This window comes from Neptunomonas sp. (assembly GCF_016744175.1).
Classification (GTDB): Bacteria; Pseudomonadota; Gammaproteobacteria; order Pseudomonadales; family Balneatricaceae; genus Neptunomonas.
Map to the genome: position 1 here is coordinate 123722 of NZ_JADGEV010000005.1, position 14936 is coordinate 138657.

The following is a 14936-nucleotide window of genomic DNA, read 5'->3' on the forward strand; positions in this document are numbered from 1 at the left end:
GTGCAAGATGAAGCGACATTTAGACTGATTTTTTTTCTGGGCGCTTTTGTGGTGTGTGCCGGTATTGAATGGTTACGCCCAAAGCGAGCTTGGCGAGAATCCCGACTAACGCGTTGGCGTATAAATTTAGCTATTATCTTGATGAATACCTTGATTGTGCGCATGACTGTAGGGGCCATTGCGGTGACCACTGCCGTGTGGGCCCAGCAGGAACAAATCGGCTTGTTTTATTGGTTGCAGTTTCCGACGGTTATATCGTCGGTAGTTGGGTTCTTACTGCTGGATATGGCTATTTGGTGCCAGCACTGGATTACACATAAATGGTCTGTGTTGTGGCGCCTACATCAAGTTCATCACACAGATCTGGATCTAGACGTGACTTCTGCTTTGCGGTTTCATCCGGTAGAAATTGTATTATCTCTGATCTATAAAGCCTTAATAATTGTAGTGTTGGGAATAGATCCCCTGGTGGTTATTACGTTTGAAATTATACTGAATGCTTCAGCAATTTTTACGCATGCCAATATCCGTTTACCGTCGAGGCTAGATAGCGCTCTTCGCTGGGTCTTTTGCACTCCCGACATGCACCGTATCCATCATTCTGTCTATCAGGAAGAAACAGACAGCAACTATGGTTTTTTTCTGTCTATTTGGGATCGGCTTTTTTCAACCTACACGGTTGAACCCAAGGATAATCATCAGCAAATGCAATTGGGTTTGTCTGAACATCGGCAACAATCTGCTCTAGGCTTTTTAGCATTACTTAAGCTGCCTCTGCAAAAGTGGCGCTCAACGCGTTAGGTGTGTTGATGACAGTGCTAACAAAACCAGTAGTCTCGATTATCATTCCGGCATTGAATGAGTCAGAAATTATTGTTTCAAAGCTACAATCGCTACAGCATTTTCGCTCACAATGTGAGCTTATTGTGGTCGATGGCGGGAGCCAAGATGGTAGTGTAGATCTGGCCAGTTCATGGGTTGATAAGGTTGTGGAGTCACCTGCTGGCCGTGCTAAGCAGATGAATGAGGGAGCTAAAGCCGCCTCGGCTGAGCTGTATTTTTTCTTACATCTGGATACGGAACCCCCTAGTAACCTAATGGAACTATTACTTGTTAGCCATGATAGTTGTGATTTCTGGGGACGCTTTGATGTGACGATTGAAGGAAAGCACTGGATGCTGCCTGTGGTTGCTTTTTTTATGAATAATCGCTCCAGAGCGACCTGCATAGCTACGGGTGACCAAGGGATATTTGTTAGCCGCTCATTGTTTGATAAAGTGGGAGGCTTCCCGGATCAACCGTTGATGGAAGATATTGAAATATCCCGGCGACTTCTTCGAGAAACAAAACCGTATTGTATTAGACAGAAAGTAAAGACATCTGGCCGTCGTTGGGCTGAGAAGGGCGTTTTTAAGACGATTTTCTTAATGTGGTTGCTAAGGTTGGCGTACTGGTGTGGGGACGCACCTGAAGAGCTCGCGCAGCGTTATGGCTACCCAATAGAGAAACAAAATAAATGAGTACCGCTTTAATTATTTTCGCTAAGGCGCCAGTAGCAGGAGTAGCCAAAACGCGTTTAATACCTGCATTAGGCGCCGAGGGCGCTGCTCAGTTACATTCACGCTTAGTGGAGCACACAGTCCAGCGAGCAATAGAATCAGCATGTTTTCCTATTTATCTCTTTACGCCAGAAGGGAGTGTCCATCCTTTTATTGATTACTTGTTAGCTACCTACCCCTTGACGCATAAGCTTCAGGAAGGCGTAGATCTTGGTGAGCGGATGAAAAATGCGCTGACTGATGTTTTGGCGAATCATCATGAAGAAGGAGCAATGCTGGTGGGTAGTGATTGCCCCGCTATAGACACAGTCTTATTAGGGGAGTGTGGTCGCGCACTAGAAAGCCACGATGCAGTTTTTTTACCCGCTGAAGATGGTGGTTATGCGTTGGTAGGCTTTAAGAAGAGTAATCGAGAATTTGATATTTTGTTCTCTGATATTGAATGGGGCACTGAAAACGTCATGTCGCAAACCAGAGTTAAGCTTAAGCAGCAAAGTGTAAGGTGGAGTGAACCCGCTTGTGTATGGGATGTCGACAGACCAGAAGACCTTAGCAGGCTAATCAAGTGCTTCCCAGCCTTATATCAGGCTTAACTGAGAGGCAATCCAATAACTCATCATATAGAGATCGCTTTTAAGGCGTGGCTACGTCTCTTCGCTTAAATTTGGCTCAGTATTAACGCTATAACTGCTAAATGTTTTCATCTATTATACGTTCTCAAATATAAGCATATTCGGTTGTATTAAATGTCTTCATTGCTGTCTGTTGAGTCCCTCTCTTGTGCTTATGCAAATCAATTGATTGTTGAAGGTGTTAGCTTTTCAATCAATGAAGGTGAGATTGCTTGTTTATTAGGACCAAGTGGTTGTGGGAAAACAACTTTATTACGAGCCTTAGCTGGCTTTAATACGGTTACAGCGGGTTCTATTCGCATGCATGGACGCGAATTCTCTTCTTCAAGTGCAACGTTACCTCCAGAGAAGCGCCAGATGGGCATGGTTTTCCAAGACTATGCTCTTTTTCCTCATTTAAGTGTTGCAGATAATATTGCGTTTAGTTTAAAGAGCAAAAGCAAGTCACAAAAGAATGATATTGTTCAGACTATGTTGCAATTAGTGAGGCTGCCAGATCTTTCTAAACGCTTCCCTCATGAACTTTCTGGAGGTCAGCAGCAGCGTGTTGCTTTGGCTCGAGCGTTGGCATCTCGACCACGATTGTTATTAATGGATGAGCCATTTTCAAATTTAGATACTGAGATGCGCAAAGAGCTTTCATTAGAGGTTCGCGATATTATTAAGCAACAGGAAATTGCGGCTGTTGTTGTAACGCATGATCAGGAAGAAGCATTTGTCATCAGTGATGTTTTGGGAATATTGGCAGATGGAAAGTTACAACAGTGGGGAACAGCTGAATCACTTTATTACAGACCTGAAACTGTTCAGGTGGCTAAATTTGTAGGAGAAGGAGAGCTGTTTGAGGGCGTTTGTGTTTCTGAAACTAAGGTGCAGACTGAATTAGGATTACTTGAATTTGCTGAGCCGTTATTAGTCCCACAGCAACACCCTGTGAACTTGTTTATCAGGCCAGCAGATATTTCCCCGATTGTTGATAACGATGGGCACGCCAAAGCGACTGTGTTGAGTCGAGAGTTTATGGGAGATGCGACACGCTATCAACTTCAGCTGGACTCAGGTCGTACGGTATCGGCGATTGTCAGAGAGTTGTTGCCTTTTAAGGTTGGAAATATTGTAGGGATTGAAGTGGCAGTTCATAGACCCATCGTATTTCCCGTATAGAAAAATTGTTCTGCTTAATGTGCTGAACGAGTGCCTGTAATAGATTTGCTTAGCAGTATAACGGGGATAATTCCTACCAGTACTATTAATAATGCCGCTAATGCACATTCTTCTAGTTGCTCGTCTGAAGCGTACTGATACACAAAAGTTGCTAGCGTATCGTAATTGAACGGCCTTAAAATTAGGGTGGCGGGAAGCTCTTTCATGCAGTCAACAAATACAACTAGCATAGCGGTTAATAACCCACCTTTGATGAGGGGGAAGTGAACTTTTATAAGCGTTTTGCCTGGAGACATTCCTAATGAACGAGAAGCCATATCCATTGTGGGAGTTACTTTGTTTAGCGAGCTATCGACAGCACCGGACGCTACCGCTAAAAAACGAACACAATAAGCAAAAATAACAGCAAAAATAGTTCCACTTAGTAAAAGCCCTGTTGATATATCAAACTGAGATCGCATCCATGCATCAACGGTATTATCAAATGCGGCTAGTGGAATAATGACACCAATAGCGAGTACCGCTCCAGGCAAAGCATAACCTAGGCTGGAGAAGCGCACTGCAGAAACTAGCCCGATTTTATTGGGGTTTAGGCGCTTAGCATAGGTTAATAGAACAGCGAGAATTAAGCACAGTATGGCAGCGCTTCCAGATAGTAAGAAACTGTGGCCAGCATGCAGTAAAAAGTCTGTAGAAAAAAATTGGTCTAAATGGCTGATAGAGTAGGCCACTAATAGTGCAACCGGAATTATAAAGCCGAGTAATATTGGCAGTAAACAAGCGGAAAAAGCAAAAATACTACGTAGGCGGTTTAGAGGATAAGCTTGAATTGCTTTGAAGCGATCAGTACTGTGAAATTGCTTTTGTTTGGCACGCGCAATACGCTCAAGAGCAATAAGTACAACGACGAAAATCATCATCATAGTTGCTATCTGAGCAGCCCCGCCTAAGTTCCCCATATTAAGCCATGTATCATAAATGCCAGCACTCATACTTTGCACTGCAAAGTAGTCGACTGTTCCAAAATCGTTGAGTGTTTCCATGGAAACTAATGCTAAACCAACGGCTATTGAAGGACGGGCAATGGGTAAAGATATCCGGTAAAAGCTCTGCCATGGAGTACAGCCCATGAGGCGACTGGCATCTTTGAGGCTCATTGATTGTTCTAAAAATGCCGCTCTGGACATTAAATATACATAGGGGTATAGGACTAGAGTCAACATCAAAATAGCACCTGGAAGTGATCTGATCTCAGGAAACCAGTAATCTTTAACAGTGTGCCAACCAAATATACCTCGTAAAAAACCCTGAATAGGGCCAGAGAATTCGAGGATGTCAGTATAAATATAGGCAATCACATAGGCCGGTACGGCAAAAGGTAGCAGCAAGGCCCATTCAAAAAATCGCTTTCCAGGAAACTGGCACATAGTAACCAGCCATGCAGTCGTGACGCCAATAATAACGGATAGAGTAGCAACGCCTATCAGTAGTTTGAGTGTGGTGCTTATATAAACAGGCAAAATAGTGTCGGCAAGATGTCGCCAGATATTTTCTTCTGGAAATAAAGCCAGGTAGAACACCGACAGAACAGGAAGCGCAACTAATAATGCGGCTCCCCAACTGCTAGTGTACCAACCGGTAGTATTGCTAGCATTAATTGGACGTGTAACTGAGTGTGTATTCATTAGCCAGAGCAATAAAACGATAGCCGCGAAGACTACCGTTTTAATGTGTTAAAGTCACTAGTGTTTTGTCAACAAAAGACGTTCGTCTTAATTATCAAAACCTACTTTATCAACTAGTTTTGCAGCAGCAGAACGTTGAGCTGATACTTTTTGTAAATTGATAGAATCGCCTTTGAAATCACCCATGAACTTTTCGATTAGATCAGAGCGTTTAGTATTTGGGCGTACTGGAAACTCAAAGTTAACATCAGCATAGAATTTTTGAGACTCTGCCTGAGTTAAGAATTCGATTAATTTCTGTGCAGCAGCAGGGTGTGGAGCATTTTTTGTAATCCCCGCGCCCGATATGTTCATGTGAGTTCCGCGATCAGCTTGGTTCGGGAAAACTAGGTTAACTGATTTTGCCCATGCTTTTTGTTCTGGGTTTTTCTCATTGGTTAGCATTTTGCCAAAGTAATAAGAGTTGCCTAGCGCAAGATCACAGACGCCTTCTTTTATTGCCTTTACTTGTGCTCGGTCGTTTCCTTGTGGTTTTTGTGCAAGGTTTCCTTTCACTGCAGTTAACCAGCTTTCAGTTTTTTCTTCACCATGATGCGCAATCATGCTGCCAATCAAAGACAGGTTGTAGGTGTGCTTTCCGCTGCGAGTACAAATACGGCCTTTCCATTTTGGATCCGCTAAATCTTCATAAGAAGTAATTTCACCCTCTTTAACGCGCTCTTTAGACGAGTAAACTAAGCGTGCTCGGGATGTAAGACCAACCCAGCGGCCTTCCGGATCACGAAATTGTTGAGGTACATTTGTGTTAACGATATCGCTATTGAATGACGCGAAGAGGCCTTTTTCGGTTGCATCAAACAAAGGGCCGATGTCGGAAGTTAATAAAATGTCGGCTGGTGAATTGCGGCCTTCATGTTGTAAGCGTTCGAGTAAACCTTTTTTTGCAAAGACAACATTAGTTTTGATACCCGTTTCCTCTGAGAATGCTTTTAGCAGCGGCTCAATTAAAAAGGGCTGGCGATAAGAGTAAATATTAACTTCTTCTGCCTGTGCCATTGAGTTGAAACTAAGAGCGGTCGTGAGGGTGGCGAATGCAAACAGAGACTTACGTAACATGATTTTTACCCTAATCTGTAATAAATAATTTGGTTAAGCAATAAGCTGCCTTAAAGGTAACGCGAATTATTATCGTTAACATGCGTAATGTCAATGCGGATGAGTATAATTCTCAATACCATTATCCTATAAGTTTATGTTCCATGATTCATGTCATAGATGCAGAAGGTTTTAAGGAAACGTTGCGTCAGATTAAATAACAGGAAAGAGTCTTGAAATAACGGCAGGAATGGCAGTCTCTACTCGTAAAATCCGTTCGCCAACATGAAAAGGGGTTAGTCCTGATTGTTGAAACTTCTCAATTTCATATGGAATGAAACCTCCTTCTGGACCTATTGCTAGTGTCGTCGGTGTTATTGTGGCTTCTGGACAACAAATGGCATTGTAGGGGTGAGCTACTAAGCCTCTAGTATTGGCACTAATCGCAGGGAGCTCGTCTTCAACAAAAGGTTTGAATCGTTTTCTTATGTGTACAGAAGGCATTTGGGTATCACCCGCTTGTTCCAAGCCTAATTGAAGTTGTTCTTGAATCGCGCTATCTGATAAAAGTGGTGTTGACCAGTAGCTCTTATCTACACGGAAACTATTCAGTAAATAAATATCTTTTACGCCCATAGTACTTACTGTTTGCATAATGCGTTTTAACATTTTAGGCCTTGGTAAGGCTAGTAATAGTGTTAAAGGCAGTGCGGTTGGGGGGGCTATAGTAAGGTTTATTTGTAATGTGACTTTTTGATGATCAATTTCAATAACTTGTCCTGTACCTTTAAGGCCATTAATGTGGCCAACACGTAATACTGAGTTAGGTTGAGCTTGATGAATGTCGTATATATGTTTATGGCGTCTATCACGTAAGCAAATGCTGTCCGTATTGCAAAAATCATCTTCAGTAAAAAGAATTAAATTCATTAATTATCCGTTTGATTGCATCTTGGGAACATATTCTTCCATTATGACGGTTTTTCTTTTGCTTAGCAGCCGTTAGGATAGCTTCTTACTTTAAACTGAGCTCTTTATGGCTACGCCTGATTTACTTAAAGATACTATACGTCCAACACTTCTTCGCATGACCTTACCGATGATGGTAGGGATTGTTAGTTTGATGTTGTTTAATTTAGCAGATATTTATTTTGTTTCCCTTTTAGGGACCGCGCCGATGGCTGCGTTGGCATTTACTTTTCCGGTAACCTTCTCTGTAGTCAGTTTGGCTATTGGTTTCGGAATAGGTACATCTGCAACTCTGGCCAGGTTAATAGGCCAGGGCCAGCAAGAAAAAGCGGCTGAGCTTGCAACAGACAATCTGATGATGACTCTCATTGTGGTGCTGTGTATTAGTTTGGTTGCGCAGCTCTTTATGGCGCCTTTATTTACGGTGATGGGAGCGACAGCTAAACAATTGCCTTACATTCTTGATTATATGGGAGTGTGGTGGTTTGGTGCTGTTTTTGTAGTTACCAATATGGTCGCCAACAGTGCCTTGCGTGCAAGAGGGGATACTAAAACACCTGCACTTGTGATGGGAGGGGCTTCCGCTCTTAACCTAATATTGGATCCTTTGTTCATTTTTGGCTGGGGGCCGGTACCTGCGTTTGGTATTAAGGGAGCGGCTATGGCAAGCGTGATCTCTTGGACATGTGTATTTGTCATCGTTATTTATGTTCTTTATCGGCGCTATCGATTAATAGTACTGATGAAACCTGTCATTGGGAGAATACTCGGACACTGGTTAAAAGTAATGAAAATAGGTTTGCCTGCTGCTTTATCTAATATGATGACGCCATTAGCAGGAGGAGTACTAACAGCAATGGTTGCTCAACATGGGGCAGAAGCTGTAGCTGCATTTGGGGTAGGGAACCGGCTTGAGTCACTTTCTTTGTTGGTGTGTTTGGCTTTGTCGATGACACTCCCGCCCTTTGTTAGCCAAAATTTTGGTGCAGGGCAGATACAGCGTGTTATCTCTGCATATCAGGGGGCCATTAAGTTTGCACTTGTTTGGCAGTTCTTAGTATTTTTGATGTTGTTGCTATTTCAGGACGCTATTGCGGAGTTATTCGCAGCCTCTGAATTGATCAAAGGGCCTTTAATCATGTGGTTGGGTATTGTGCCACTTGGATTTGGGATGCAGGCGGTCATTTTTTTGAGTGCGTCAACATTAAATGCGTTACACCAGCCTTTAAGAGCGATGCGTATTAGCATCTTGCGTTTATTTGTGTTTTTTATACCTATGTCTTGGATAGCAAATGAACTATGGGGCTTGCAGGCAATGTTTGTAGCATTCGTGTTGGCAAATACCGCCGCTTCATGGATAGCGTATAGAAGTGTCAGTCGTTTGTTGATGGCAAAGAGTGCGGTGCATCAATGATTTTAAGATAACTCAGGCCTATCATTAATCATTAACAATCAGATACTATCCTAAAGACTATAAACCAAAGTCATATTATTAAATGGAAGCCTTAGGTCTATGATCGGTTCTAAGACTTCTTAGAAAAATAAAAAAGTAAGTTATATAAAACACAATAAATTGAAAGAAAAGGGATGTGAATATGGGTAAGTTGGTTGCTCTTGTAACAGGTGGTACTGGTGGGCTGGGTGCTTCAATATGCCGAAGTCTGGCGGATAGTGGGTTTACAGTAGTAGCAGGTTATAACAGTGGTGGTAATCACGAAAAAGCAAAAGCATGGCAAGCAGCACAAAAAGCTGATGGTTATGATATTCATGTGGCTTATGGTGATGTGACAAATACAGCTTCTTGCGAAGAGTGTATTGCTACCGTGCAAGAACTAACAGGTGGTACAGTTGATGTACTCGTTAATAATGCAGGTATCACTCGTGACGGCCAGTTTAAGAAAATGAGCTGGGATCAGTGGGACGAAGTTCTAACGGCAAACTTGGATTCAATGTTCCATATGACTCGTTTGGTCATTAATCCAATGCTGGAAAAAGGCTTTGGTCGTGTTGTCAATATTTCATCTGTGAATGCACAGAAAGGCCAGTTTGGACAGTGTAACTACTCTGCCGCTAAAGCCGGTATACATGGTTTCACAAAGGCACTGGCTCAAGAAGTTGCTTCTAAAGGTGTTACTGTTAATACAGTTTCTCCGGGTTATGTAATGACACCGATGGTAGCTAAAATTGCTGTCGAAGTTCAGCAGAAAATTTGCTCTACTATTCCGGTAGGACGTTTTGGTACACCTGAAGAAATTGGTCGTATCGTAACTTTCTTGGCTGAAGAGCAGTCTGGGTATATCACAGGTGCTGATATGTCTATCAATGGTGGTCTTCACATGTCTTAATGACACCATTGTGAGAATAGAAAAACCCGCTCTTAAGCGGGTTTTTTGTTGTTAAGAAATAACTTCTTAATCAAATACAGTTTCGATGAGTGTTTCGAAACGCTTACTCAATGTTTCATTCATTTTACTAAAAGGAATAGTGGAGGCTTCTAGCTCCAGCTTTTTGATGTCTATAAGGTTTACAGGCTGTTGTTGTTGCTCCAGGGCCTTTTGTAAACGTTGCATCTGGTATTCCATTCGTAATGCTTGGTCTTGGTCTGGAGAGGAAATGTTGAGCGCTATTTCCAAGCGTATGCAAATTTCACGTAGTGCGTTATCAGCATTAATTAGCAAAGTATTAAGGCTGTTGTCTCCAGAGGCTACTAATTCTATTTGTTGACGGCGCTTGTGAATTTTTTCATGCAAACTGTTGTTGGAGGCCAGTGTCCAACTAGCAAAAAATTCTTCTGTTGCTTTCTCTGCTGAATTATCGAGAAGGTGTGTTTCAAATTGTTCACACAAGAAAGCATGTTCTTGCAATTGAATATTATCAGCATGTTCTAAGAATCGTTTGAGAGCATTGGTTTGCTGCTCCAAATAGCGTGCTGCTTTATTGAACCTTTCAATGTCTTTAACAGGTAAGGTATCTTTGAATTGTTCAATCAGCTGGCGTGCTTCGTTAATGTGTTCTGATTTTTTCTTCGTGTGAAGTGGTGCTTCTTCAAAACTTAAGAGTTCATCAGTAAATTGATTTAACAATACTTTAGCTGCATGTGCTGCTTCGCGTGAAGGTGTTTGATCGTGTAAGCGTTGAAAAATAACATCACAGTGAACTCTAAAAGATTTCCACAATTTACGTTCTTGACTATGAAATGTTGGGCCGCACTCTTTCCAGTCTTTCTGCAAGTTTTTTGCTTGCTCTGCAGCGTCTATTACATCGTCGGCTGTCGTTAATAACTCGGCATTTAGAATTAGCTTCTCTTTAGTTGCCATTGAGGCTTCTTTGACATTTTGGAAGCGTGTTTCTGCATCAATAAGTAACTCATTGAACTTTACTTGCAGTGTCTGACCTGGATTTCTGTCTACAGGAGTGAAGCGGCGCCATTCTTGCTTAGCTGTCTGGATTATTTGCTCAATGGCACGCCAATCGCAGTTTTCCCAATCTATTTGCTGAAGGTAGGCGGCTACTTCTTTATAGATATGCTCTTTTTGTTGCAGGTTGTAGCGACGGGCTTCATTTTGTAGTGAGAAGTATGCCTCACATGGCTCGTATGCACTATCTGAAGCTGATTTGAAGCGCTTCCAAATAGCTTGAGAATGAAATGGATCGGTGGCATCTAGCAATTTCCAATGCTGTTGAAGTTGCTTAATTTTCTTTGCTTTGTCTTGTGGTGGGATGTCCGTTGAGACAAGGTTCTCCATATCGGAGCAAAGCTGCTCTTTTTTTGGAGTTACGGCATAGCCTTGCCAGTCCTTGAGCTCATCTAACCGAGTGTTTATGTTTTTAAATTGTTGTTCAAAAGCATCTCTAGAAGAGCCTTTAAGTTGTGACAGTTGTTCGGTTGCTTTACGGGATATTTTCTCTGCAGTTTTAATTTCACCCTTCTCAATTAAGCTATCAAGGTGGGTGAGTTGAGTCTGTAGTTTTTCAGACAGCTCCGTGGCTTTTATCGTTTCTAGTTGTTTCTTGTTGATAATGTGTTCTATGACGACATCTAACTGTAGTAATGGTGCCGGGCGCTCGATATTTGTAGGCCATGCTATTTTTGTTCGAACTTTATTTGCCTGCTTTAATTGCTCTTGAAGAGGCTTTTTCTTGAAGTTGCTACGTTCACTTAACAGTAAAAATTCAGCAATTTCATTTAGCTTACCTTCAACAGATCTTGCATGCGTGCTAATTTTGCTTAGTGTTCCGTTCAGTTGGTTGTATAAATCTTGTTGGCCAATTGATGCCATATTACTAATACTTTCCCACTGATTTTTAAAATTATCTTGCTCTTGTGTGAGCGATATAACCTGTTCATCTTGTTGAGAAAATAGGATGTTTTCTGTGCTCGTGATGAAATGCTGTAGTTGTTGTAATAGTGTGTCAACTTGTTCGCGAGCTAATTTAGTGTCAAGTTCTTCTTGTATCTTTGCTGCTTCTACATCAGCGATAGCTGAAATTCTATTCTGACATGTGCTGCATGCGTCAGAAAACTGTGATTGATAAGACTCTGTTGTAGCGAGAGGGAGTTGACTCCACTCTTGCTTCAGTGCTTCAAGCTTTGCTGGATAAAGAGGGTACCACTCGCAATGGGAAAGATGGTTTGTTTGCTCAATAATTACGTTGGCTTTTTCAAGTAGCCCTTGTTGTTGTTTCTCTTTTTCACGAATCTCATTCAATTTATCGCGCATGATACGATAAATAGCTTTGTCATTTTGTTTCGTTATTTTTAGCAGTTGTTCAATCAAATCAGGATGTGAAATATGCCCCGCTGCAGTTTTACGGGTACTGATAGGCACTGAAGATGTAGCTATTTCTAGTAATAGGTTCTGGTCATCGGTGTTGTTGACCAAAACTATTTGCAAATCCTGATAAGACGTTTGACTGATAATTCGCCACATGAGTGCTTGTTCGATGTCCTTAGTCAGTCGATCGAACAGTATTTGTGGGTTGGTATCATTGTTCAGCTTATGAACTAAACGTGTCTCTATTGTGTCAGCATCAGCATCAGGGGTTTTTAAAAGCTGAATTAGGTTACTAACGCTCGTGATCTGAGCTATTGCTGCCTGTCTAACATTAATGTCTGGGTCTCGAGTAGCTAAATCAGACAGGATAAGGTATTGATCATCATGTTCGTCGCTCAAATTTTTAACAGCATTCAAACGAGTAACTGGATTGGTATGTTGCCACTTAGGCTTAAAAAACTTAGATAACATGAACGATTTCTTGTATTAGCAAAACTGGACGATGGATGTCCAGATGAATGGGGAGACCTATTCTAAGGGCTTGGCGTGGTCAGTAAAAGCCTTGACGGCAAGTTTAATCAGGGATGTTTCATATTCACCTGATTAAACTGTTCTGTTGGCATGATTTTAAATTAGGCAATTGATCTGACTTCAACATTGCCATCTAGATAGAACCATTTACCATCTTTAGCATAAAAATTTGAGCATTCATGTAAAACGCACTGATCTTCTTCGGTTTCAAATGAAGCTTCAAACTCAACCATACCCTGACTATCATCTTTATGACCGGCTTCTTTGTTGAGTATTGTCAGTCCAGTCCATGTCGTAAACTGGATCTGTTCGGCAATAATAGCGCGATCTATAGCATCGCGTTTCTCAGGAGCAGTAGTGTCTATAAGGTAATCAATAGCACCGAGTGCAAAGGCCGTATAACGACTGCGCATGAGTTGTTCGGCTGTTGGTGCTAGCTTTTGACCTTCAATATAGGGTTCACAACAAAATGCAAATGGTTTTCTTGATCCGCATGGACAACGATGTTCTGTTGTTTGACTGGTCAGCATGTGTAATCCTCCCTATCAAATCTGATACTATTTGCCTGTTATTATAGCCTGCTTACTTAGTATTTATCACGGATAATTGAAAACAATGACAGTGGAACGCACTTTTTTTTGGCACGATTATGAAACCTTTGGTATCGATCCTAAAAGAGATCGTCCTGTACAGTTTGCTGGGGTTCGTACCGATGAGAACCTAAGCATCATTGATGAGCCCATTATGATATTTTGTAAGCCGGCTGATGATGTGTTGCCTCATCCTCAAGCATGCTTAATTACTGGTATTACACCTCAAAAAGCAATTCGAGAAGGCCTATGCGAAGCTGAATTTATTTCTCAAATACATGCTGAATTTTCTAAACCAGGTACGTGTGCTGTGGGTTACAACAGCATTCGTTTTGATGATGAAGTCACACGTTATACCTTATATCGTAATTTTTTCGACCCATATTCTCGTGAATGGCAAAATGGCTGTTCTCGCTGGGATATTATTGACATGTTGCGGTTAACGCGTGCATTACGCCCTGAGGGGATAATTTGGCCGGACAATGCAGACGGAAATCCGAGCTTACGTCTTGAAGATCTTACAAAAGCTAATGGAATTGATCATGGGCATGCTCATGATGCGCTATCAGATGTTTATGCAACAATTGCCATGGCTAAACTGATTAAAGAGCGACAACCAAAACTGTATGAGTTTGTATTATCAAATAAGGATAAGGCAGCAGCTCAGCGCATGCTAGATGTAACGTCTATGAAACCGGTTCTCCATGCATCATCCCGGTACTCTGCCATGTTAGGTAATTTGGCAGTCATAGCGCCTTTAATACAGCATCCTGTTAATAAGAACAGTACGCTTGTATGGGATTTACGAGTAGATCCTACACCATTACTGACCTTGTCAGTGGAAGATATCCGTCATTATATGTATTTGCCTAGTCAAGAGCGCACAGATACTGATCCTGTGATTGCTCTAAAACAAGTTCATATTAATAAGTGTCCTATTTTGGCGCCCGCCGGTATGTTGAATAAGGATGAAGCGGCACGTTTTTCTATTATTGGTGATGAGTGTCGATCTCATTTAGCTGTTTTAAGAAATTATCCTGAATTAAAGTCAAAATTAGCCGATGTAATGAGTGAAGACAGTTTTGAATCCGATGGTGATCCTGACCATATGTTGTATTCAGGTGGTTTTTTTAATGACACTGATAAAAAGATGATGCAGCAGGTGCGTGAATGCGACCCTAATACGCTTGCAGAGTTAGAGTTTGCATTCCAAGACCCTCGACTAGAGGAGATGTTTTTTCGTTACCGTGCTCGTAACTATCCTTGGACACTTACTGATGAGCAGCAATCGCAGTGGGAGCAGTACCGTAGTGACAGGCTACTAGTGAAAGATAAGCGGGGGTTGTTAACAATGAAGGAATTTTATGAGCACCTGAATGGTTTGTATCAAGATCCTGACCTTACTACTCATCAGAGAGAAGTGTTGGAAGAATTAGCGATTTACGCAGAGTCTATATATCCCATGGAAATGTCATGGTAAAGCAACGCTGGTTCTCTGGCCTGATAATAGGGTTTGCTGTTATGCAGCTTTCCCTAGCAGATGGAGAGCAGCTAGTTGTTACACAGAGCAACCTCATTACGTATGATGTTGTTTTGCCTTCAGGTTACTCTGAAGGTATCGATAATGGAAAAACAGCCTATCATAGGAAAAAGCGTGGTGTATTTGATTCTGAGCCCATGTCTGAAATTTCTTATATAAACAAACCTTCGGACTTACCTCCTCCTACAGTGATAGCCCCTTCACCCTTACCGCTTGTGAGGGAGTTTAGAGCAGGGAAAGTGTTATCAAAATCAGACCTTAAAGGAGAAAATGCAGTATTTCAGCGCATCTATGATGATAAAGAAGCGGAGAAATGTTTATGGAATCCAGAGGCTTGTGAAGCGGCCAAGGCCCCACAGCAACAGCGTCGTCAATTTGTTGTTCCTAAGCCTTAGG

At 41.8% G+C, this 14936-nt stretch carries 13 protein-coding genes; 8 read left to right on the forward strand and 5 right to left on the reverse strand.

Annotated elements, in window-relative coordinates; translation table 11 throughout:
* From QZZ55_RS03650 to QZZ55_RS03665, 4 genes are all read left to right on the forward strand, one after another.
* On the forward strand, positions 1–801 hold the full coding sequence (locus QZZ55_RS03650) for a sterol desaturase family protein (RefSeq protein ID WP_293265414.1): 801 nt from the start codon (positions 1–3) through the stop codon (positions 799–801).
* 8 nt (positions 802–809) lie between these two features.
* The gene (locus QZZ55_RS03655; RefSeq protein ID WP_293265416.1) at positions 810–1520 is read left to right on the forward strand and encodes a TIGR04283 family arsenosugar biosynthesis glycosyltransferase; all 711 of its coding nucleotides are present in this window, start codon (positions 810–812) and stop codon (positions 1518–1520) included.
* Complete coding sequence (locus QZZ55_RS03660; RefSeq protein WP_293265418.1) at positions 1517–2152, forward strand: TIGR04282 family arsenosugar biosynthesis glycosyltransferase; 636 nt, start codon at positions 1517–1519, stop codon at positions 2150–2152. The genes QZZ55_RS03655 and QZZ55_RS03660 overlap by 4 nt, the downstream gene beginning before the upstream one ends.
* A gap of 153 nt (positions 2153–2305) precedes the next feature.
* Positions 2306–3355 carry an ABC transporter ATP-binding protein gene (locus QZZ55_RS03665; protein ID WP_293265420.1) on the forward strand — a complete coding sequence of 350 codons (1050 nt, stop codon included), beginning with the start codon at positions 2306–2308 and terminating at the stop codon, positions 3353–3355.
* Between the two features lie 14 nt (positions 3356–3369).
* On the opposite strand, the gene QZZ55_RS03670 is transcribed toward QZZ55_RS03665, so the two are convergent.
* The 3 genes from QZZ55_RS03670 to QZZ55_RS03680 form a co-directional block, all read right to left on the reverse strand.
* Entirely contained in the window at positions 3370–5040 is a 1671-nt protein-coding gene (locus QZZ55_RS03670; protein WP_293265422.1) for an iron ABC transporter permease, read from the reverse strand.
* Positions 5041–5127: 87 nt separating this feature from the next.
* Positions 5128–6156 (reverse strand): Fe(3+) ABC transporter substrate-binding protein, encoded by a 1029-nt coding sequence (locus QZZ55_RS03675; RefSeq protein WP_293265424.1) that lies wholly within the window; start codon positions 6154–6156, stop codon positions 5128–5130.
* A gap of 192 nt (positions 6157–6348) precedes the next feature.
* Entirely contained in the window at positions 6349–7065 is a 717-nt protein-coding gene (locus QZZ55_RS03680; RefSeq protein WP_293265426.1) for a 16S rRNA (uracil(1498)-N(3))-methyltransferase, read from the reverse strand.
* A gap of 106 nt (positions 7066–7171) precedes the next feature.
* Between QZZ55_RS03680 and QZZ55_RS03685 the strand changes: the two genes are divergently transcribed.
* On the forward strand, positions 7172–8518 hold the full coding sequence (locus tag QZZ55_RS03685) for an MATE family efflux transporter (RefSeq protein ID WP_293265428.1): 1347 nt from the start codon (positions 7172–7174) through the stop codon (positions 8516–8518).
* Positions 8519–8699: 181 nt separating this feature from the next.
* Entirely contained in the window at positions 8700–9449 is a 750-nt protein-coding gene (phbB, locus tag QZZ55_RS03690) for an acetoacetyl-CoA reductase (RefSeq protein ID WP_293265430.1), read from the forward strand.
* Positions 9450–9515: 66 nt separating this feature from the next.
* Here phbB and QZZ55_RS03695 read toward each other — a convergent pair whose 3' ends face one another.
* Positions 9516–12350 carry a DUF349 domain-containing protein gene (locus QZZ55_RS03695; RefSeq protein WP_293265432.1) on the reverse strand — a complete coding sequence of 945 codons (2835 nt, stop codon included), beginning with the start codon at positions 12348–12350 and terminating at the stop codon, positions 9516–9518.
* A 161-nt stretch (positions 12351–12511) separates the two neighbouring features.
* Entirely contained in the window at positions 12512–12940 is a 429-nt protein-coding gene (locus QZZ55_RS03700) for a YchJ family metal-binding protein (protein WP_293265434.1), read from the reverse strand.
* Between the two features lie 85 nt (positions 12941–13025).
* Here QZZ55_RS03700 and sbcB point away from each other — a divergent pair, with 85 nt between their 5' ends.
* Entirely contained in the window at positions 13026–14480 is a 1455-nt protein-coding gene (sbcB, locus tag QZZ55_RS03705) for an exodeoxyribonuclease I (RefSeq protein WP_293265436.1), read from the forward strand.
* Entirely contained in the window at positions 14474–14935 is a 462-nt protein-coding gene (locus QZZ55_RS03710) for a hypothetical protein (protein ID WP_293265438.1), read from the forward strand. The genes sbcB and QZZ55_RS03710 overlap by 7 nt, the downstream gene beginning before the upstream one ends.
* Position 14936 lies beyond the last annotated feature (1 nt).